Raw genomic sequence first — 20407 nt, 5'->3', positions numbered from 1 at the left:
GAGGAGGCGAGCAGGCGTTCGGCGGTGCGTTCCTGGTGGGGCGCGGTGCGGCGGGGCGCGGTCGGGTGGGGCGCGGTGAGGTGGGGTGGGGTGGGGTGGAGGGTTCCTTATTGGGTGGTGAGAGGCGTTATTGTGGTGGGGGATGGGGGATGATGGGGAAGGATGGGGCGTGCGGGAGTTCTACTCTGTTGAGGATGTGGCCGAGTTGTTGGGGCTGCATGTGAAGACCGTTCGGGGTTATGTGCGGGACGGGAAGCTCAAGGCGGTGCGGATCGGGAAGCAGTACCGGATTGCGCGGGGGGAGGTGGAGGCGTTCACCGGGGGTGGGGTGGCGGTGGGGCCTTCGCGGGTGGAGGTTTCGGCGGTGGTGCAGGTGGAGGGGGTGGGGCGCGGGGATGCGGACCGGTTGGTGACGGCGGTGTTGGCGGCGGCGGGGGCGTGGTCGGCGGAGGGGGAGCGGCCGTTGTGGGTGCAGGCGGTGCGGGAGGAGTCGCGGGACGCGTTGCGGTTCGTGGTGCTGGGGCCGCCGCGGCGGGTGGGGGACGTGCTCGGGTTGATCGAGGACATGACGGGAGACGTGCGGTGACGGGTGTTCAGGAGCTGGGCGGAGTCCAGGTGCTGGTGTGCGGGGCGGAGGGGGAGCCGGTCGCGGGGGAGCAGGGCGCGGTGGACCTGCTGGGGAACGCGTACTACCTGGGGGCGTCCTGGGTGGCGCTGCCGGTGGAGCGGTTGGGGGAGGAGTTCTTCCGGCTGCGCAGCGGGGTCGCGGGCGGGGTGGTGCAGAAGTTCGCCCAGTACCGGATGGGCCTCGCGGTGGTGGGGGACGTCGGGTCGCAGGTGGCGCGGTCGGACGCGCTGCGGGACTTCGTGCGGGAGAGCAACCGGGGCTTGCAGCTGTGGTTCGTCGGGGATCTGGAGGAGCTGGCCGGCCGGCTCGCCGGGTAGGGCGCGGAGCCGCGCGGTTTGACACGCTCCCAAAAATCGCAAAAAGTAGATGCGACATCGGCGGAGCGAGTCGGGAGGCGGGCCATGGATCCCTTGGTCCTGTTCAAGGCGTTGGCCAATCCGGCGCGCCTGCAGTTCCTGCAGTGGTTGAAGGACCCGGCGGAGCACTTCGACGAGAGCGCCTACCGCGAGCAGGGCCTGGGCTTCCACATCGGGGTCTGCGTCGGTGACATCCAGGCGCGCTCCGGCCTCTCGCAGTCCGTGGTCTCCAGCTACCTGCAGTCGATGAAGGACGCGGGTCTGCTGGAGTCCGAGCGGATCGGCAAGTGGACGTACTACCGGCGCAACGAGGGAACGATCCAGGCGCTCGCGGCCCACATCGGCGCCGAGCTCTGACCTCTGGCTCACTCGCGGTCCCCGGTGTCCTCACTGCGGCCTTTCATATCTAGAAACCGCGATAGGTGGATATGAAACCGCCCCGCTCCCCCAGGAAGACCATCATGAGAAGAAGTTCCCTGGCCGTTCTGGCGCTGGCAGTCGGCGTCTTCGGCATCATCACGACCGAGATGGGCATCGTCGGCGTGCTGCCGCAGGTCGCCGCCAGGCTGGACGTCAGCGCCTCCGCCGCGGGCCTGCTGGTGGGGGCGTTCGCCCTGGTGGTGGCGGTGTCGGGGCCGTTCATGACCCTCGCGGCCTCCCGGCTGGACCGGCGGGCCGTACTGGCGGCGGCCCTGGGCGTCTTCGCGGTCTCGAACGCCGTCTACGCGTTCAGCACGCACTTCGCGGTGGTGCTCGCCTTCCGGATCGTCCCCGCGCTGGTGCACCCGGTGTTCTTCTCGGTCGCGCTCGCGGCGGCGGCGCGGCTCGGCCGGCCGGAGGGCGGGATGCGGGCCACCGCGCGGGTGTTCGCGGGCGTCACAGCGGGCTTCGCCTTCGGTGTGCCGTTCACGTCCTACCTGGCGGACCACTTCTCGCTGCCGGCCGCGTTCTGGTTCGGCGCGGCCGTCAACGCGCTCGGCCTGATCGGCGTGCTGCGCTTCCTGCCCGCCCTGCCGCCCGGTGAACGGCTGTCCTACGGAAGCCAGTTGGGGGTGCTGCGGAGCGGTCGGGCCTGGCTGGCCATCGCGTCGGTGGTGCTCGTGTTCGCGGCGCTCTTCTCGGTGTACGGCTACTTCGCCGAGTACCTCGGCACCGTCACCGGGGTGGGCGGCTCCCGGATCAGCGCGCTGCTGATGGCGTTCGGCGTCGTCATGATCTTCGGCAACTTCGCCTTCGCCGCCCTGCTGCGGGCGGGTGTCGTCCGCACCGTGCTGCTCTTCCCGGTGCTGTGCGCCGCCGTCTACGTCCTGCTGTCCGTCCTCGGGGAGCACGCCGCGCCGATGACCGGTCTGGTGGTGCTCTGGGCGGCCGTGCACTCCGGCGGGCTGATCGTGTGCCAGAGCTGGCTGGGGCGCGACACGCGGGACGCGCCGGAGTTCGGCAACAGCCTGTTCGTCTCGTTCTCGAACCTGGGGATCACCGTCGGCACGGTCGTCGGGGGCTGGGTGCTCACCGCCCGCGGGGCCGGGGCGCTCCCGTGGGTCGGCGTCGGGTTCGCGCTCGCCGCGCTGGCGGTGGTGGGGCTGCGGCTGGCCCGGGACGGGCGGAGTGCCGCCGGTGTGAACTCCGGGGTTATGCGGGCCAGTTGATCCGGGCCCGAGGGGTTCCGGCGTGAGGTGACATGTGCAATTGTACATGTCATGGGTCGCCGAGCAGGTGCGCGGCGACCTCCCCCCACTCTCCGCCGTGTCCCCCAGACGCGGCGTCATATCGGCCCGGAGGCCCCCACGTGCGAACCTTCCGGATACCGTTCGCGTCCCTCACGCGAGCGTGGAGTCTGTTGCTCTCCCTCTGCCTGGCTCTCGGATTCCTGGCCGCGTTCGGCCGGGACGCCCAGGCCGTCGGCGAGGCCAAGCCCGAGCAGGCGTCGAAGTCGTCGAAGTCGGCGCCGCGCAGCACCGAGGCGGCCGAGCGCCGCAAGGACGCCGACCGCGAGGTGCGGTCGGACGCCAGCAAGCGGCCGCCGCTGACCGTGCAGGGCGAGCCGCAGCAGGCGAAGTCCCTCGCGGCGGCGGCCGCGTGCAACGTGTCCGACTTCACCGGGAAGACCGGCGGCGCGCTGGTCGCCCAGATCAAGTCCGTCGACCTGGACTGCATCAACTCGCTGTTCCTGCTCAAGGGCAACGACGCGAAGCTGGCGTTCAACGAGGCGCAGATGGTCAGCGTGGCCAACGCGCTGCGCGACGTCTCCGCCAACTACCCCGGTGACAACTCGACTTCGGCCGGTCAGGTGGTGCTGTACCTGCGCGCCGGGTACTACGTGCAGTGGTACAACCGGGACGTGGTCGGCCCGTACGGCAGCAACCTCAAGTACGCGATCGAGGGCGGGCTGGACGCGTTCTTCGCCGCCCCGCACTCGCAGGACGTGACCGACGCCAACGGCGCCACGCTGGGCGAGGCGGTCACGCTGATCGACAGCTCGCTGGAGAACGCCCGCTACCTGCCGGTCGTCAAGCGGCTGCTGAACGGCTACAACAGCAGCTACGACTCGTCCTGGTACATGGTCAACGCCGTCAACAACGTGTACACGGTGTTCTGGCGCGGCCACCAGAACAGCGACTTCCTGCCCGCCGTGCAGGCCGACCCGAGCGTGCTGGACACCCTGCAGGCGTTCGCCGTCCGCAACAACGCGCTGCTCGGCGGGACCAACGACTTCCTGGTCTCCAACTCGGGCCGTGAGCTGGGCCGGTTCCTCCAGTACCCGGCGATGCAGGCCAAGGTCCGGCCGCTGATGAAGAGCCTGCTGGACCAGAGCAGCATCACCGGGCGGACCGCGACGATGTGGGCGGTCCTGGCCGAGATGACGGACGCCTACGACAAGGCCAACTGCGCCTACTACGGCACCTGCGACCTGGCGAACCGGCTGAAGGCGGCCGTGCTGACGGTGAACTACACCTGCAGCCCCAGCATCAAGATCGTCGCGCAGGCGCTGACGGCGGACCAGCTGGCCACCGCGTGCACCAGCCTGAAGGGCCAGGACGCGTACTTCCACGGCGTGGCCGGGGACAAGGGCGCGGTCGCGGACGACAACAACTCCACCATCGAGGTGGTGGTGTTCCACTCCAGCAGCGACTACCAGACCTACGCCGGCCTCATCTTCGACATCTCCACCGACAACGGCGGCATGTACCTGGAGGGCAAGCCGGCCACGATCGGCAACCAGCCGCGGTTCATCGCCTACGAGGCCGAGTGGGCCCGCCCGGCGTTCCAGATCTGGAACCTCAACCACGAGTACACCCACTACCTCGACGGCCGGTTCGACATGTACGGCGACTTCGACGCCGGCATGACCACCCCGACCGTCTGGTGGGTCGAGGGCTTCGCCGAGTACGTCTCCTACGGGTACCGGGGCGTCGAGTACACCGACGCGATCAAGGAAGCCGGGAAGCACACCTACGCGCTGTCCACCCTGTTCGACACCACGTACGACAACGCCGACCAGACCCGGGTCTACAACTGGGGCTACCTGGCGGTCCGCTACATGCTCCAGTCGCACCGCTCGGACATGGACGCCGTGCTCGCCAAGTACCGCACCGGTGACTGGGCCGGCGCCCGGACGATCCTGAAGACCACCATCGGCGGCCGCTACGACGCCGACTTCAACGCCTGGCTGACCGCCTGCAACACCGGCAACTGCGGCCCCACCGTGCCGAGCACCCCCGAGTGCACCGGCTCCGACACCCGGCAGCTCGACAAGAACTGCCGCCGCTCGAACGTCGCCGCCACCGTCCAGAACTACGCCTACTTCTACCTGTACGTCCCGGCCGGCACCCCGAGCCTCACCGTCACCGTCTCCGGCGGCACCGGCAACGCCGACCTGTACTACAACGGCACCAACTGGGCCACCACCGGCTCGTACAACGCCAAGTCGACCGGCAGCGGCAACAGCGAGACGCTGACCATCACCAACCCGCCCGCCGGCTACAACTACATCAGCCTGTACGCCCAGCAGGGCTTCAGCGGCGCGGCCGTCAGCACCTCGTACTGACCCGCACCGCCGAACGGCCCGGCCCACCCCCGCGGTGGGCCGGGCCGCGGCGCGTTCCCGGATGGGAGATCATGGAGGGTCGAGCACCCAGCACCGAGGAGCCCCCGTGGCCGAGATCGTCCTGTTCCACTCCGCGTACGGCCTGCGCCCCGCCGTGCACCGGGCCGCCGACCGGCTGCGCGAGGCCGGGCACACCGTGCACACCCCCGACCTGTACGAGGGCCGCACCTTCGACGACGCGGAGGAGGGCATGGCGTACCGCGACGAGGTCGGCAACGACGAGCTGCTGCGGCGCGCCGTCACCGCTGTCGCGCCGCTGCTGCCCGCGAAGCGCGGGCTGGTGTACGCCGGGTTCTCGCTCGGCGGGTCGCTGGCGCAGAACCTGGCCCTGGCGGACGAGCAGGCCCGCGGGCTGCTGCTCCTGCACGGCACCTCCGACCTGCGGGAGGACGCCGCCACCGGCATCGCCGTGCAGCTGCACGTGGCCGAGCCCGACCCGTTCGAGTCGGAGGACTGGCTGAACACCTGGTACCTGCAGATGACCCGGGCCGGCGCCGACGTCGAGGTGCACCGCTACCGGGGCGCCGGGCACCTGTACACCGACGCCGACCTGCCGGACTGGGACGCCGAGGCCGACGAGCGGACCTGGGCCGCCGCGCTGGCGTTCCTGGCGGAGCTGGACGAGGCCGACGAGTAGGCCGCGGGGGAACGCCGGAGCGGGGCCGGACGGTTGTGGCAACCGTTCGGCCCCGCTCCGGGGGTGGGGGATCAGGCCTGGCCGGCGTGGTGGGGACAGCCGGCGGCCTTCGCGGCCTCGACCAGGGCGTCGCCGGAGAGCGCGGTGGTGGTGGCCGGGTCGCGCGGGGCGACCTTCAGGGTGAAGCCGCCCGGCATGAAGAACCCGGGCTCGGCGACGGCCAGTTCGTAGGCGTCGTCGCCCTCGACGGCGAAGCGCTGGAGCAGCATCGCCAGCGTCAGCGTCGCCTCGTGCTGGGCGAACTGGCGGCCGATGCAGGCCCGCGCGCCGGTGCCGAACGGGCGGTACGCGTGCGCCGGACGGCCGCGGCCGGCCTCGCCGAAGCGCTCCGGGTCGAAGACCTCCACGTCGTCGCCCCAGATCGGGTCGCGGTGCAGCACCGGCGTCAGCACCAGCGCCCAGGCGCCCTTGCGCATCGGGTACTTGCCGCCCAGCACGGTGTCCTCGCGGGCCTCCCGCATGAAGACCGCCGCCGGCGGCCACAGGCGCAGCGCCTCGTCCAGCACCTTGCGCAGGTAGCGCAGCTTCGCGATGTGCTCGTACTGCGGGTCCTGGTCGCGGCCGACCACCCGGTCGACCTCCTCCTGGGCCTTCGCCAGCACCTCGGGGTTCTTCGACAGGTAGTACAGCGCGAAGGACATCAGGCCTGCGCTGGTGCCGAAGCCCGCCACCAGGAAGGTGGTGATCTGGTTGCGGATGTTCGCCAGGTCCAGGCGGCGGCCGGTGCCCTCCTGGGTGGTGTTCAGCATCGCGCCGAGCAGGTCGCGCACCGAGTCGTCGCCGGACGCCTTGCGGGTGTGCACCACGTCGTCGACCAGCTCGTGCATGTAGCGGACGTTGGCCGCGTAGCCGTCCTTGGTGCGGGCCTGCTCGTCCGGCATCTGCGTCGAGTACTGGAGGGTGGAGATCATCGCCGCCACGTACGGGTGCGGCTCGTCGCGGTCGAACAGCTCGAAGTCGTAGCCGAAACCCGCCTTGCCGATGGTTTCCAGCGCCAGCTTCGTCATGTCGCCCGGCACGTCCAGCGCCGTTCCGGCCGGCTGCTGCGCCCAGGAGTCGATCAGCCGGTTGGCGGTGCCGGTCATCGCGGCGTGGTAGCGGCGCATTGCCTCCTGGGTGAACGCCGGGGCCAGCACGTCGTGCGCCAGCTGCCAGTTCGGCTCGTCGTTGTACGCCGTGAACAGGCCGTCGCCGGTGACGTCGCGGTAGGCCTCCATGCCGAAGCCCACGTGCTTGGCGAAGCGGGTCTCGTCCACCAGCTCCTCGACCAGCTCCGCACCGGAGACGATCACCATCTGGAAGCCCGGCGCCTCGAAGCGGAAGATCGGGCCGAGGTCGCGGGCGTGCGCCATGAAGCCCTGCAGCGGGGTCTGCGGGTTGCCGGCGGCCACCGCGGCCGGGTCGGGTGTCGGGATCGCGTCCAGTTCCGGCCACAGCTCCGACACGTTTGCGCTTGCCATCATGGACTCCCTGTCGTCTCCGGAAAACGTGAACGACCGTACGGGGGGCCGGTTATGCGGAGGTTACCGGCGGGGACGGCAAGGTGGCGGGGAGGTCGTAACCCGGGGCGAACCGGGGGGTGGTCGGGTGGCGGCATGACCTCTGGCTCCGTGGGATCTGATGGCCGTGTGCAGGACGACGAGTGGCTGCGCTGCGTGCGCCCCGAACCAGGGGCCCGGGTGCGCCTGCTGTGCGTGCCGCACGCGGGCGCCGGACCCGCCGCCTTCCACCCGTGGCGGCCCCACCTGCCGCCCGGCGTCGAGCTGTGGGCGGTGCTGCTGCCCGGCCGCGAGACCCGGCTGATGGAGCCCCCCGTCGGCGAACTCGCGCTGCTGCTCCCGCAGTTGTGCGCCGCCGTGGCCCGCTGGCGGCGCGCCTCCGCGCTGCCGTACGTGCTGCTCGGGCACAGCCTCGGCGCGCTGCTCGGGTACGAGCTCGCCCGCCACCTCTCGGCGACCGGGGCCGGCCCCGAACGGCTGGTCGTCTCCGGCCACGGCGCGCCGCACCTGCCCTCCACCGAACGCCTCCACCTGCTGCCGGACGAGGAGTTCGCCGCCCGGGTGCGGGAGGAGAGCGCGGGGCACGACGCGCTCGCCGATCCCGCCCTGCGGGAGCTGCTGCTGCCCGCGCTGCGCGCCGACTTCCGGCTCGCGGAGACCTACGCGCCGACGGCCGGGCCCGCGCTGCGCTGCCCCGTCACCACCTGGGCCGGGGCCGAGGACCCCGGGGTGCCGGCCGAGGAGATCGAGCAGTGGGCCGGGTACACCACCGGGCGGGCGCGGCACCTGCTGTTCCCCGGCGGGCACCTGTTTCCGCTGGACGACCCGGCCGCGGTGCTCGCCGCGCTGGCCGAGGACCTGGCCGGGCTGCTCGCGGCGTCGTCCGTAACCGGTGGCTAACTCCCGCTTCCTAGCGTGCCGTTGAGTCTGGGCGCGGTGGGTCCCGATCGCCGCCGCCCGGGTCGACAAGCCCGCGAAGGCGATGGGAGCGAACGTGACCACCAAGCGTGACCAGGACGACCGGCCCGAGGCCCGCGGCGGAGTGTCCGCCAGGATCGCCGGGATCGCCCGGCAGAACCCCGGGGCGACCGCGCTGCGCGACGGCGACCGGCAGCTGACCTTCGGCGCGCTCGACGCCCGGGTTGCCCGCCTCGCCGCCCGCCTCACCACCACCCACGGCACCCGGCCCGGCGGCCGGGTCGCCGTCCTGCTGGAACGGTCCGCGCTGCACGCGGAGGCGGTGCTCGCCGTGATGCGGGCCGGTGCGACCGTGGTGCTGCTCGAACCCGCCGACGGGGCGGAGGAGTTGGCGCGCAAGCTCGGCACGGCCGCGCCGGAGGCGGTGCTCACCCGGGCTGGGCTCGCGCCGCTGCTGGGGGAGGCCGGGGGCGCGGCGGTCGTCCTGCTGGACGAGCAGGAGGACGCCGACGCCGCTGTCGGCGAAGTCCTGGAGGGCGGGGTACTGCGGTGGACCGGTGGCGTCACCGGGGAGCCCGGCGCGGTGCTCGGCGGGGCGGAGAGTCTGGCGACGGCCGTGTTCGGGGTCGTCGACGCGTATGGGCTGGGGGCCGGGGACCGCTGCGCGTGGCTCGGGGCGCCGGCCGGGGCGCTCGGGCTCGCCGAGTGGCTCGCGCCGCTGGCCGCGGGGGCGACGGTCGTCGTCGCGCCGGAGGAGACCGCGGGGTCGCCCGGCCGGCTGCGTGACTGGCTGGTCGCGAGCGGGGCCACGCACGTCTGGCTGGACGCGGACCGCGCGGACCGGCTGCTCGCGGGGCGCCGGGTCGGCGGCCCGGAGCTGAAGGTGCTGACGGTGTGGGGCGGGGGGCTGCGACGCGCTCCGCGCACGGAGCCGACGTTTACCGTCGTCGGGGGGTACGGCTCGGCGGAGACGGGCGGGCCGGCCCTGCTGACCCACCTGGCGGGGCCGGTCGCCGCCTCCGGCGGTGGGGGACAGGAAGGCGCGGCGGCGCGAACGGCGGGGGGCGGGGTTGCCGCCTTCGGCGGGGCCTCGGGGGCAGGTGCGATTCCTGCCTCCGGCGAGGGGCTCGCCTTCGGCGGGGAGCCGGGGGTGATTCCTGCTGCTGGCACGGGGGTTGGGGTGGGGCGGGGTGCCGCCTCCGGCGCGGCCGCCGCCTTCGGCGGGGCTTCGGGGTCGGGTGAGGTGTCCGGCGAGGGTGTGGTCCCCGCCTTCGGCGAGGGAGTGGCGTCGGGCGGGGTTGCCGCCTCCGGCGGGGGACTCGCCTCGGGCGGGGTTGCCGCCTTCGGCGGGGCTTCGGGGTCGGGTGAGGTGTCCCGCGAGGGTGTGGTCCCCGCCTTCGGCGAGGGAGTTGCGTCGGGCCGGGGGGCCGCCTCCGGCGGGGGACTCGCCTCGGGCGGGGATGCCGCCTTCGGCGGGGCCTCGGGGTCGGGTGAGGTGTCCCGCGAGGGTGTGGTCCCCGCCTTCGGCGAGGGAGTGGCGTCGGGCCGGGGGGCCGCCTCCGGCGGGGGACTCGCCTCGGGCGGGGATGCCGTATCCGGCGGGGCTTCGGGCTCGGGTGAGGTGTCCCGCGAGGGTGTGCTCCCCGCCTTCGGCGAGGGAGTGGCGTCGGGCCGGGGGGCCGCCTTCGGTGTGGGCTCGGTGGTGTTCGGGGCTGTGGGTGGGTTGCGGGTGTATGTGCTGGACGGGGACGGGAAGCCGGTGGGGGCCGGGGGCGTGGGGGAAGTGTTCGTGGCGGGGCTGCAGGGGGTGGGGTACCTGGGGGACCCGGTGCGGGCGGCGGGGGCGTTCGTCCGGCACGGGGTCGTCGGGGAGTCGGCCCGGCTGCTGTGGCGGAGCGGGGACGCGGCCGTGGTGGAGGCCGACGGGGTGGTGCGGGTGCTGGGGCGGGTGGTGGACCGGCCGGAGCTGAACGGGGAGCTGGTCGCCGCGGTCGCGGGCAGCCCGCTGTGGCGGGAGAGCGCGGTGGTCGGGCACCCGGCGACGGTGTTCGTGGTGCCGGTGGAGCCCGGCGCGGAGCTGCCCGCGCTGCCCGGGGAGCTGGAGCTCGTCGTGGTGCCCGCGCTGCCGCGCCTGCCGGACGGGCGGGTGGACCGGCGGGCGTTGCTGGCGCTCGCGCCGCGCCGGGCGCCGCGGATCGTCGCGCACCCGCAGGACGCGCACCTGCCGTTCGTGCTGACGGACACCCAGCAGGCGTACTGGATCGGCCGCAGCGACGCCGTCGAGCTGGGCAACGTCGGCTGCCACGGGTACTGGGAGTGGGAGTCCGAGGGCCTGGACGTGGAGCGGTTCCGCCGGGCGTGGGACGCCGTGCTGCGGCAGCACGAGATGCTGCGGGCGGTGATCGCGCCCGACGGCACCCAGCGGGTGCTGGCCGAGCCGCCCGCGTACGAGATCCCGGTGCTGGACCTGCGGGACGCGAGCCCCGAGGAGGCGGAGCGCCGCGCGGCCGAGCTGCGCGAGGAGCTGTCGCACCACGTGCTGCCCGCCGACACCTTCCCGCTGTGGGACGTCCGGCTCACCCAGCTGCCCGACGGCCGGGTCCGCCTGCACCTGGGCCTGGACCTGCTGATCATCGACGCCTGGAGCTACTTCCACATCCTGGTGCCGGACCTGGTCGCCGCGTACGAGGCCGACGGCGCCGCCGGTGCGCTCACCCCGCTGGACCTGACCTTCCGCGACTACGTGCTCGCCACCTCCGGCGAGGCGCTGGAGGAGAGCGAGGACTACCAGCGGTCGAAGGCGTACTGGCTGGCCCGGCTGGACGCCGGCCTGCCCGCCGCGCCCGACCTGCCGCGCGCGCCCGCCGGCACCCCGTCCACCGGACTGTTCACCCGCCGCCAGCACACGCTGTCCGCCGCGGACTGGTCGACGCTCCAACTGCGCGGGAAGGCGGCGCAGTTGACGCCCTCGGGCATCGTGGTGGCGGCGTTCGCCGAGGTGCTGCGGGCGTGGAGCCGCGGCGACACCTTCACCATCAACTTCCCGCTGTTCAACCGCCTCCCGCTGCACCCCAGGGTCGACGACCTGATCGGCGACTTCACCACCACCTCGCTGCTGGCCGTGGAGAAGACCGACGGCACCTTCGAGGAGCGCGCCCGCTCGGTGCAGCAGCAGCTGTGGGAGGACCTCGAACACCGGCACTTCGGCGGCGTCCGGGTGATGCGCGAGCTGGCCCGGCGCACCGACGGGGCCGTGCGCGCCGCGTTCCCGGTGGTCGTCACCAGCCTGCTCGGCCAGCCGCCGCGCCACTTCACCACCTCGCTCGGCCGCACCGTGCACACCTCCACCCAGACCCCGCAGGTCAGCCTGGACTTCCAGGTCTCCGAGGTGGAGGGCCGGCTGGAGTTCAGCTGGGACTCGCTGGACGAGGTCTTCCCGCCCGGCCTGCTGGAGGACATGTTCGGCGCCTACTGCGGCCTGCTGGAACGGCTGGTCGCCGAACCCGAGGCCTGGCAGCGCGAGTGGTTCGACCTGCTGCCCGCGCACCAGCTCGCCGTCCGCGAGGAGGCCAACGCCACCGACGGTCCGCTGCCCGAGCTGCTGCTGCACACCTCCGTCGCCCGGCACGCCGCCGAACGGCCGCAGGCGCTCGCCGTCGTCGCGGGTGAACGGCGGCTGACGTACGCCGAGTTGGACCGGCGGGTCAACCAGGTCGGGCGGGTGCTGCGGGAGCGCGGCGCGCGGCCCGACCAGCTGGTGGCCGTGGTGCTGGAGAAGGGCTGGGAGCAGATCGTCGCCGCGCACGGCGTGCTCGCGTCCGGCGCCGCCTACCTGCCGATCGACCCCACCGCGCCGGCCGGCCGGCTGGCGGCGCTGCTGGAGGACGGCGAGGTGGCGACGGTGCTCACCTCGGCCCGCCTGGAAGCCACCCTGGAGTGGCCCGACTTCCTCGAACTGCTGTGCGTGGAACGGGACTTCGAGAACGCCGACGGTTCGCCGCTGGAGCCCGTGCAGCAGCCGTCGGACCTGGCGTACGTCATCTACACCTCGGGCTCGACGGGCAAGCCGAAGGGCGTGATGGTCGCGCACAGCGGCGCCGCCAACACGATCCTGGACATCAACCGCCGGTACGGGGTCGGCCCGGCGGACAGCTGCCTGGCCGTCTCCGGGCTGCACTTCGACCTGTCGGTGTACGACGTCTTCGGCATGATCGAGGCCGGCGGCACCGTCGTCGTCCCCGCCCCCTACGACATCCCCGACCCGGCGGCGTGGGCCGAACTGGCCGGGCGCGAGGGCGTCACCTTCTGGAACTCGGTGCCCGCGCTGATCGAGGTGCTGGTCAACCACCTGGAGGGCCTGCGCACGGCGGGCCAGGACGTGGACGGGGCGCTGGCCGCGCTGCGGCTGGTGATCCTGGCAGGCGACTGGATCCCCACCACGCTGCCCGACCGCCTGCGGGCGCTCGCGCCGAACGCCGCCGTGATCGGCTCCGGCGGGCCGACCGAGAGCTGCGTGTGGTCGGTGCTGTACCCGATCGGCGAGGTCGACCCCGACTGGGCGAGCATTCCGTACGGAAAGCCGATGACCAACCAGCGCTACCACATCCTCGACGCCGGCCTGCGGCACCGGCCCGCCTGGGTGCCCGGCGAGATCCACATCGCCAGCCCGGTCGGCCTCGCCCGCGGCTACTGGCGGGACGAGGAGCGGACGGCCGGCAAGTTCTTCGAACTGCCCGGCACCGGCGAGCGGGTGTACGCCTCCGGCGACCTCGGGCGGTACCTGCCCGACGGCAACATCGAGATCCTGGGCCGCGAGGACTTCCAGGTGAAGATCCAGGGCTACCGGATCGAACTCGGCGAGGTGGAGGCCGCGTTGGCGGACCACCCGCAGGTGGACCGGGCCGTGGTGGTGGCCGCCGGCAAGAACAAGCACTCGCGGCGGCTGGCCGGCTTCCTGACCGCGCAGCCCGGCGCCGTGATCGACCCCGCGGAGGTGCAGCGCTTCGCGGCCGGCACGCTGCCCGCGTACATGGTGCCCGCGGCGCTCACCGTGCTGGAGGCGCTGCCGCTGACCGGCAACGGCAAGGTCGACCGGCTGGCCCTGACCGCGATGGCCTCGGACCTCGGCCCCGCCCGGGACACCGGGTTCGTCGAGCCCGCCACCGCGCTGGAGACCGCCGTCGGGTGGCTCTGGCAGGACCTGCTCCAGGCCGAGCGGGTCGGGCGCACCGACCACTTCTTCCAGCTGGGCGGCGACTCGGTGAAGGCCACCGCGCTGGTCGGGCGGATCCGTGAACTGCTGGGCGCGGAGCTGTCGTTGCGGACGGTGTTCGCCGAGCCGACGCTGGAGGGGATGTGCGCCGCGCTGGCCGCGGACCCGGTGCACGGCGAGCAGTCGGTGGCGATGGCGGAGGCGCTGCTGTCGCTGACGGCCGAGGACCTGACCGAGCTGACCGACGCGGAGTAGGGACGATCCGGCCCGGGGCCCCGTCACCGGAGGGTTCGGTGGCGGGGCCCCGGCGTGCCGCCAGGCGGCTGCGGCGCCGCGGCCCGGGGGAGGGGGTCGGGGAAACGGGGGTGGGGAACGAGGCGCGGAGCGGGTCGGGGGAAGAGGCGGCGGCGCGGGGGAGACGGCGAGCGGGTCGGGGGAGGAGGCGGGGAAGGGGAGGGGAACGCGGAGACCCCCCTCGCCGGGGGCGAGGGGGGTCTGTGGGGGAGGGCTCAGGGGAGGAGTTGGGCCTCGCCGTTGCCGAAGGACCAGTCGGCGAGGTCGTTCTCGGTGAGTGTGATCAGGATGTTGCGGGCCTCGAAGCCGGCCTCGGCGGCGGCGAGTTCGGTGATGCGGCGGTAGAGCGCGCGCTTCTTCTCGACGGTGCGGCCGGTCTTGAGGGTGATGGAGATGAAGACCCGGTTCTCGTCGCGCGCGATGCCCAGGTACTGCGGGTCGGCGATCAGCAGGCCGGCGGCGTGGCGGGTGAGGATCTGGAAGCGGTCGTCCTTGGGGACGTCGATGGTCTCGGTGAGCGCCTGGTGGACGGCGTCGGCGAGCGCGACGAGCGTCGCGTCGGAGTGGTGGTCGAGGACGTCGATGCGGACCAGCGGCATGGAACGGGGCTCCTTGGAAGTGGGTTCAGAGCGGACGGGTGGGGGCCTCGCGGACGACGAGCAGGGTGCACCCGCCGGGGGAGTCGACGCGGTGGATGCTGCCGGGCGCCTCGACGATCAGGTCGCCGACGCCGTAGCGCTGGCCGTTGTCGTTGACCAGCTCGCCGGCCAGCACCAGCATCAGCTCGTGGTCGGGGTGTTCGTGCAGGTCGCCGTGGGCGCCGGGCCCGAAGCGGACCAGGAAGGCGTGCGCGCCGTGCTCGGTGCGGTACAGGTGGTGGATGTGCACGCCGTCGCGGCCGGGCTGCTCCCACAGCAGCCAGTCGACGGCGTCGCGGCCGGGCTCGGTGAGCAGGGCGGGCACGACCAGGACGTCGCGCTGCTGGACCTGGTGGGTGAACTGACGGGTCATCGGAGTTCCTTGAGTTCGGCGGCCAGGGCGGCCCGGCGGACCTTTCCGGAGGCGGTGCGCGGCAGCTGCTCGCGCACCTCGATCGAGTGGACGCGCAGTTCGGGGGCGACCCGGGCGGCGACGTGGGCGAGCAGGTCGGTGGCCAGGTCGGGCCGGTCGGAGCGGGCCTCGACCACGGCGTGCGGGACGGCGCCGCCGACGGGGTGGGGGAGCGGGACCACGGCGGCGTCGGTGACCGCGGGGTGGGTGCGCAGGACGGTTTCGAGCTCGTACGGGGAGATCCGGCGGTCGAAGGACTTGAAGACGTCGTCCGAGCGGCCCTCGATGCGCAGATACCCGTCGGGGTCGCGCTCGCCGACGTCGCCGGTGGCCCAGCGGTCCGGCCCCGGGGCCCGCAGGGAGCCGTCGGCGGCGAGGTAGCCGCGCATCAACCCGGCCGGGGCGTCGTCGAGTTCGACGCACAGCTCGCCCCGGTCGCCGGCCACCCCGGTGGCCGGGTCGACCAGGGTGATCCGGTAGCCGGGCAGGGGCTTGCCGAGCCGGCCCGGGCGGGACGGCAGGCCGGGGGTGGTGCCGATCAGGCCGGTGGTCTCGGTCTGGCCGTAGCCGTCGCGCACCCGCACGCCCCATTCGAGCTGCACGGCGTCGGAGACGGCCCGGTCGAGCGGCTCGCCCGCCGAGAGGGCCTCGCGCAGGGCGGGCCGGGCGGTGGCGAGGTACGGGTGCAGGGCCCGCCAGGTGGACGGCGGGGCGCAGAACGTGGTCACGGCGTGCCGGGCGAGCAGCGCCGGCAGGGTGTCGGCGCGGGTCGGGCCGGGCGGCAGGGCGACGATCGCGGCCTCGGCGTTCCACGGCACGAACAGGCTGCTCCAGGAGTGCTTGGCCCAGCCGGGCGCGGACACGTTGAGGTGCCGGTCGCCGGGGAGCAGGCCCTGCCAGTACAGGCCCGACAGGTGGCCGACGGGGTAGCTGGTGTGGGTGTGCGCGACCAGCTTGGGCGCCGAGGTGGTGCCGGACGTGAAGTAGCAGAACGCGACGTCGTCGGCGGGGGTCGGCCCGTCCGGCTCGAACGCGGCGGGGCGGCGGCGGGCCTCGCGCAGGTCCAGCCAGCCGGGTTCGCGGGCCGGGGTGTGCCGGGTGCGCAGGGTGCCGCCCGGCGGGAACAGGCCGGTGAGGCGTGGCTCGCACACCACGTGGGCGACGGCGGCGCGGGCGAGGCGGTCGGCGGCCTCGGCGGGGGTGAGGCTGGTGTAGGTGGGGATGACGACGGCGCCGAGTTTCAGGCAGGCGAGCAGGGTCTCCCAGAGTTCGCGGCGCTGGTCGAGGACGAGCAGGACGCGGTCGCCGCGAGCCACGCCGTGGTCGCGCAGGTGGGCGGCGAGGGCGTCGGAGGCGGCGGACAGCTCGGCGAAGGAGACGGTGGAGCCGCCGCCGGCCGCGTCCAGCAGGACCAGCGCGGGGTCGGGGTTGTCGGCGGCGATGACGTCGAACCACTCCAGGGCCCAGTTGAAGTGGGTCGGCCGGGGCCAGCGGAAGCTCGCGTAGGCGGTGTCGTGGTCGGTGCGGTGGGTGAGGAGGAGGTCGCGGGCGGTGCGGAAGGTGGTGTGGGCGGGGGTGTGGCGGTGCTGCCAGTGGCTCATGGGGTGCCTCCGGCGGGGGTGGTGGGGTGAGGAGTGTGGTGGAAGTGGGTCGGCCGGGGCCGGCGGAAGCTCGCGTAGGCGGTGTCGTGGTCGGTGCGGTGGGTGAGGAGGAGGTCGCGGGTGGTGCGGAAGGTGGTGTGGGCGGGGGTGCGGCGGTGCTGCCAGTGGCTCATGGGGTGCCTCCGGCGGGGGTGGTGGGGCGGGGCAGGCGGAAGCTCGCGTAGGCCGTGTCGTGGTCGGTGCGGTGGGTGGGGAGGAGGTCGCGGGCGGGGGTCATCGGGTGCCTCCCGCCGGGGCGGTGGGGCGGGGGGCCAGGGCGGCGGCGCCGGCCTGGAGGTCGGCGGCGATGGCGTCGGCGTCGCGGGTGAACTCGGGCCAGGCGCCGGGGCGTCCGGAGCCGACCTGGGTGAACCAGCGGGTGTGCTCGGTGGGGATGCCGAGCACGTACAGGCCGCGTTCGGCCTGTCCGTCGGCGCGGATCGGGTGGTAGGGCGCGCCGGTGACGGCGACGCCGCCGGTGTCGAACTCCTCGCTGCCGTCGGTGTTGCGGTAGCCGCTCCACAGTCCGGCCTCGCGCAGCCGGGACACCAGCGGCGCCCGGTCGCGGTGCAGGTCGGGGGTGGGGATGCGGGCGTCGACCAGGGCGTCGAGCGGGACGGGGTCGCCGCCGACCTGCGCGGAGTGCACGGTGAAGCGGCCGGCGGCGGGGTCGGTGTCGAAGCAGACGGAGGGGCCGACGACGCGCAGCACGCCGGCGTCCAGCAGGGCGCGGGTCTGGCGCAGCCGGTCCAGCGGCGGGCCGGCGGCGAGGAAGGAGGAGACGGGGGTGAACCAGGCCAGGAAGTCCTTGCGGTGCGAGTCGGGGGTGAGGCCGGAGAAGTCGACGGCGGTGCGCAGGATGCCCCGGGTGTCGCGCAGCACGTCGAAGGAGGCCTTCAGCGGGCCGTGCAGGTTGCCGAGCCGGGCGTGCCGCAGGTCCTCGTCGAGTACGTCGAACAGTGCCCGGTGGTACTCGTCGGGGTCGGCGAAGGTGCGTCCGGCGAACGGGCGGGTGAGCGCGTCGAGGTCGAGCGGGGGGAGGGCGCCGGCGCCGAAGTGGGCGGCGAGCAGCCGGATCGCGCGGCCGGGGGCGCGGTCGCTGCAGGCGGCGAGGGCCTGCTGGACGAAGCGTTCGGCGGTGTCGGCGCCGAACCGGGCGCGGACGGCGGTGCCGTAGTAGACGAGTTCCATCTCGCCGAGCAGCAGCGGCAGGACGTCGCGCCGGAAGTCGAGGCGGCGTCGGCGGCGCAGGTCGGCGATGCGGTCGGCGGTGAGCAGGCGGGGACGGTAGGTGTGGTCGGAGGACTTCTGGTTGCGGCCCCGGGCGGGGATCGGCACGCCGCTGCGGGAGCCGGCCACCAGCAGGGGTTCGCGGCCGCTGGGGCGGTACTCCAGGGCGCCGCCCGGGAGTTCGGCGAACGTTCCGCCGCGGCCGATGGTGAGGGCCACCAGGACGTCGTAGAAGGAGAGTCCGAGGCCGAGCACGCCGACGGTGGAGCCCGCGCGCAGGTCGTCCAGGGGCATGTCGGAGGCGGAGTCGCCGGGGACGTAGTGGGCGTCCGGGTGCTGGGCGGCGAAGTCGGCCAGGCGCTGCTGGGCGGGGTCGAGGTCGGGCCGGGGGTGGCCGGTGGTCAGCACCACCCGGTCGGCGGTCAGCCGGCTGCCGTCGGCGCACTCCAGCAGGTAGCGGCCGGCCCGCGGGCGCAGGTCGAGGACCTCGACGGGGTGGCGGTGCAGGGTGGTGCCGGGCGGCAGCGCGGCCTCGGCGGTGTCGCACAGGTAGGACAGGTAGCGGCCGTACAGCGGGCGCGGCGCGTAGCCGTCCGGGCCGGGGCAGTCGGGGTCGACGGAGGCCCACCACTGGGCGAGGGTGGGGCCCGCGCCGGGGCGGGCGGGGCCGGCGTCGGCGGGGCCGGAGAACATGGTGACCTCGCCGGCCACGGTGTTCATCAGGTACCAGGACGGCTGGTCGGTGCGCCAGATCCGGCCGCAGCCGATCTGCACTGGGTCGTAGAGGTGGATCTCCACGGGCTGCGCGGGCGGTTCGGCGGCCAGCCGCGCGGCCAGCCGTTCCAGTACGGCGAGGCCGCGCGGGCCGCTGCCGACCACGGCGATCCGGTACGGGGCGAGGGCCGGGCGGTCGAGCCCGCGGTCGGTGGCTGGCATCAGCGCGGACTCCAACTCGGCTTCGGCGGCGGCGCGTTCGAGGGCGGCGCGGTCCCAGCCGGTCGCGGTGTGCCAGAGCATGTCGATCAGCTGGTGGGAGCGGACCGGCCGGCCGGTGCGGCGGCCGCCGGGCAGCGGGAGGCGGCCGGTGTCGGCCCACTCCAGGCGCCCGTTGTCGGCGATCCGGCCGCGGGTGAGGCCGGCGTTGTCGCGGTGCAGGCAGAACGGCACGTCGAGGACGCCGGTGGCGAAGGCGCGCTGCAGTGCCCGGCCGATGTCCTCGGGGCCGTCCAGGACGGCGGCGACCAGGGCGCGGGCCTCCTCCAGCACCTGGGAGCAGTCCACCCGGGAGGCGTCCGGCAGGGCGTCGCGGCGGCGGGCGGCGCGCCGGGCGGTGCGGGCGGCGAGCTCCAGCGCGGAGACGTTCTCGGCGACGGTGGGGATGCGCACCGCCTCGGCGACGGTCTTGGCGATCAGGCGTTCCGCGCCGCCGCGCACGGCGAGTTCGGCGGAGGCCTCCAGCAGGGCGCGGGCGCCCTCCGGGGTGCCGGGGTAGACGCCCATGTAGGTGTACAGCACCAGGTGGCGCTCGACCTCGGGCGGCAGCAGTTCGGCGGCGAGCAGGCGCAGTGCCGCGAGCGCCTCCAGGTCCTGCACGGGGTCGGTCTGCTGGGCGTAGCTGAGGGAGACGGTGGGGATGCCGAGCCGGGCGAAGTACAGCGCCTCCAGGGCGCTGACGGCGATCAGCAGCGAGGGCGGGCAGAGCTGGCCGAGCAGGCAGCCGCCGAACGTCTCCAGGTGGGCGCGGGCGCCGATCCGCCGTGCGCCGTCGGCGAGTTCGGCGGTGGCGGCGTCCCAGTTGCGGACCGATTCGGCGAGCGGGACGCGCCCGTAGGGCAGGCAGTAGGAGACCGGGCCGCCCTCGCTGGCGGTCAGGCCGGCCCGGACGGCGGTGCGGAAGATCTCGCGCGGCGCGGCCGAGCCGTGCCGCACCTGCACCGGGATGCCGAGCGGCGCCCCGGCCAGCATCGCGGCGGTGGCGGGGCCGCCGTGCGCGACCAGCGGGAAGCCGTTGAGCTCGTGCCCGGCGGCGAGCGCGCGGCGGGCCGCGGCGTGGTCGCCGACCCGGGTGTAGCTGTCGATGGTCAGGGTGCCGACGGTGCGGGCCTGCGCGGTGGCGACGGCCCGCAGGCCGGAGCGCATGGCCTCGACGCCGGCCATGCCCATCCGCGGCTGGACGACCAACTCGCCTTCGCGGGCGGCCCGTTCGACGTACGCCTGGAGGTCGGGCAGGGCGGCGGGCGCGGGCAGGCGGGGCGGCGGCGCGTTCATGCGGACGCCCCGGCGGGGAGCAGCCGGCCGAGCCGGCCGGGCAGGGCGGCCGCGTCCACGGCGTCGGTGAACACGGCGGTGAACCCGGCCTCGACGAGTTCGCGGCTGCCCGCGTCGTCGGCGCCGGCGATGCCGAGCTTGCCGCCGATCACCACCGGCACGTCGGCCAGGTCGGGTTGGGCGCGCAGCAGCCGGATCACCCGGCCGCCGTCGAGTTTCCCGTGCCCGTTGACGGTGCTGATCACCACCAGGTCGGGCCGGTGCTCGCGGACCGAGTCGAGCAGCAGCTCGTCGGGGACGCAGGGGCCGAGGTTCACCACCTGGAACCCGTGTTCCTCCAGCAGGAGTTGGAGGAACACCAGGTTCCAGGTGTGGGCGTCGGACGACACCGTGGAGAGCAGGACGCGGGGCGCGGCCCGGTCGACTGTGGCCATCGCGGGGGGCTCCTCTGAGTGTTCAGGGGCTTTCGGAGGCGGGGATCGGACGGCGTTGCTGGTGGAGCGTGGG

15 protein-coding genes are annotated in these 20407 nt (G+C 74.1%); 8 read left to right on the top strand and 7 right to left on the bottom strand.

Annotation, left to right across the window (positions count from 1 at the left end; translation table 11 throughout):
* Positions 1-169: 169 nt before the first annotated feature.
* The 6 genes from ACWEMJ_RS16215 to ACWEMJ_RS16190 all read left to right on the top strand — a co-directional run bounded on the left by ACWEMJ_RS16215 (position 170) and on the right by ACWEMJ_RS16190 (position 5729).
* Complete coding sequence (locus tag ACWEMJ_RS16215; protein WP_452137687.1) at positions 170-586, top strand: helix-turn-helix domain-containing protein; 417 nt, start codon at positions 170-172, stop codon at positions 584-586.
* Positions 583-945, top strand: a complete 363-nt coding sequence (locus ACWEMJ_RS16210) for a DUF4180 domain-containing protein (protein ID WP_452137686.1) — start codon at positions 583-585, stop codon at positions 943-945. The genes ACWEMJ_RS16215 and ACWEMJ_RS16210 overlap by 4 nt, the downstream gene beginning before the upstream one ends.
* Before the next feature lie 84 nt (positions 946-1029).
* Positions 1030-1341, top strand: a complete 312-nt coding sequence (locus tag ACWEMJ_RS16205; protein ID WP_452137685.1) for an ArsR/SmtB family transcription factor — start codon at positions 1030-1032, stop codon at positions 1339-1341.
* 104 nt (positions 1342-1445) lie between these two features.
* Positions 1446-2633 carry an MFS transporter gene (locus ACWEMJ_RS16200; RefSeq protein ID WP_452137684.1) on the top strand — a complete coding sequence of 396 codons (1188 nt, stop codon included), beginning with the start codon at positions 1446-1448 and terminating at the stop codon, positions 2631-2633.
* A 191-nt stretch (positions 2634-2824) separates the two neighbouring features.
* A complete protein-coding gene (locus ACWEMJ_RS16195) occupies positions 2825-5032 on the top strand; it encodes a M9 family metallopeptidase (protein WP_452137683.1) in 2208 nt (735 codons plus the stop codon).
* Between the two features lie 106 nt (positions 5033-5138).
* The gene (locus ACWEMJ_RS16190; RefSeq protein ID WP_452137682.1) at positions 5139-5729 is read left to right on the top strand and encodes a dienelactone hydrolase family protein; all 591 of its coding nucleotides are present in this window, start codon (positions 5139-5141) and stop codon (positions 5727-5729) included.
* Positions 5730-5800: 71 nt separating this feature from the next.
* On the opposite strand, the gene ACWEMJ_RS16185 is transcribed toward ACWEMJ_RS16190, so the two are convergent.
* Positions 5801-7249: a cytochrome P450 gene (locus tag ACWEMJ_RS16185; RefSeq protein ID WP_452137681.1), complete on the bottom strand. Its 1449-nt coding sequence runs from the start codon at positions 7247-7249 to the stop codon at positions 5801-5803.
* Positions 7250-7417: 168 nt separating this feature from the next.
* Between ACWEMJ_RS16185 and ACWEMJ_RS16180 the strand changes: the two genes are divergently transcribed.
* Positions 7418-8188 carry a thioesterase II family protein gene (locus ACWEMJ_RS16180; RefSeq protein ID WP_452137680.1) on the top strand — a complete coding sequence of 257 codons (771 nt, stop codon included), beginning with the start codon at positions 7418-7420 and terminating at the stop codon, positions 8186-8188.
* A gap of 94 nt (positions 8189-8282) precedes the next feature.
* On the top strand, positions 8283-13673 hold the full coding sequence (locus ACWEMJ_RS16175) for an amino acid adenylation domain-containing protein (protein ID WP_452137679.1): 5391 nt from the start codon (positions 8283-8285) through the stop codon (positions 13671-13673).
* A 254-nt stretch (positions 13674-13927) separates the two neighbouring features.
* Here the strand turns inward: ACWEMJ_RS16175 and ACWEMJ_RS16170 are convergent, their stop codons facing one another.
* The 6 genes from ACWEMJ_RS16170 to ACWEMJ_RS16145 form a co-directional block, all read right to left on the bottom strand.
* Positions 13928-14311: a tautomerase family protein gene (locus tag ACWEMJ_RS16170; protein WP_452137678.1), complete on the bottom strand. Its 384-nt coding sequence runs from the start codon at positions 14309-14311 to the stop codon at positions 13928-13930.
* Positions 14312-14336: 25 nt separating this feature from the next.
* Positions 14337-14723 (bottom strand): cupin domain-containing protein, encoded by a 387-nt coding sequence (locus ACWEMJ_RS16165; protein WP_452137677.1) that lies wholly within the window; start codon positions 14721-14723, stop codon positions 14337-14339.
* Complete coding sequence (locus ACWEMJ_RS16160) at positions 14720-16363, bottom strand: AMP-binding protein (RefSeq protein ID WP_452137676.1); 1644 nt, start codon at positions 16361-16363, stop codon at positions 14720-14722. The genes ACWEMJ_RS16165 and ACWEMJ_RS16160 overlap by 4 nt, the downstream gene beginning before the upstream one ends.
* Positions 16360-16536 carry a hypothetical protein gene (locus ACWEMJ_RS16155; RefSeq protein ID WP_452137675.1) on the bottom strand — a complete coding sequence of 59 codons (177 nt, stop codon included), beginning with the start codon at positions 16534-16536 and terminating at the stop codon, positions 16360-16362. Before ACWEMJ_RS16155 ends, ACWEMJ_RS16160 begins: the two co-directional genes overlap by 4 nt.
* Positions 16537-16636: 100 nt before the next feature.
* A complete protein-coding gene (locus ACWEMJ_RS16150) occupies positions 16637-19900 on the bottom strand; it encodes an FAD/NAD(P)-binding protein (RefSeq protein ID WP_452137674.1) in 3264 nt (1087 codons plus the stop codon).
* A complete protein-coding gene (locus ACWEMJ_RS16145) occupies positions 19897-20334 on the bottom strand; it encodes a cobalamin B12-binding domain-containing protein (protein WP_452137673.1) in 438 nt (145 codons plus the stop codon). The genes ACWEMJ_RS16150 and ACWEMJ_RS16145 overlap by 4 nt, the downstream gene beginning before the upstream one ends.
* Positions 20335-20407: the final 73 nt, after the last annotated feature.

Source organism: Kitasatospora sp. NPDC004531 (genome assembly GCF_053602195.1).
This window is presented reverse-complemented; position numbering and strand designations above follow the sequence as displayed.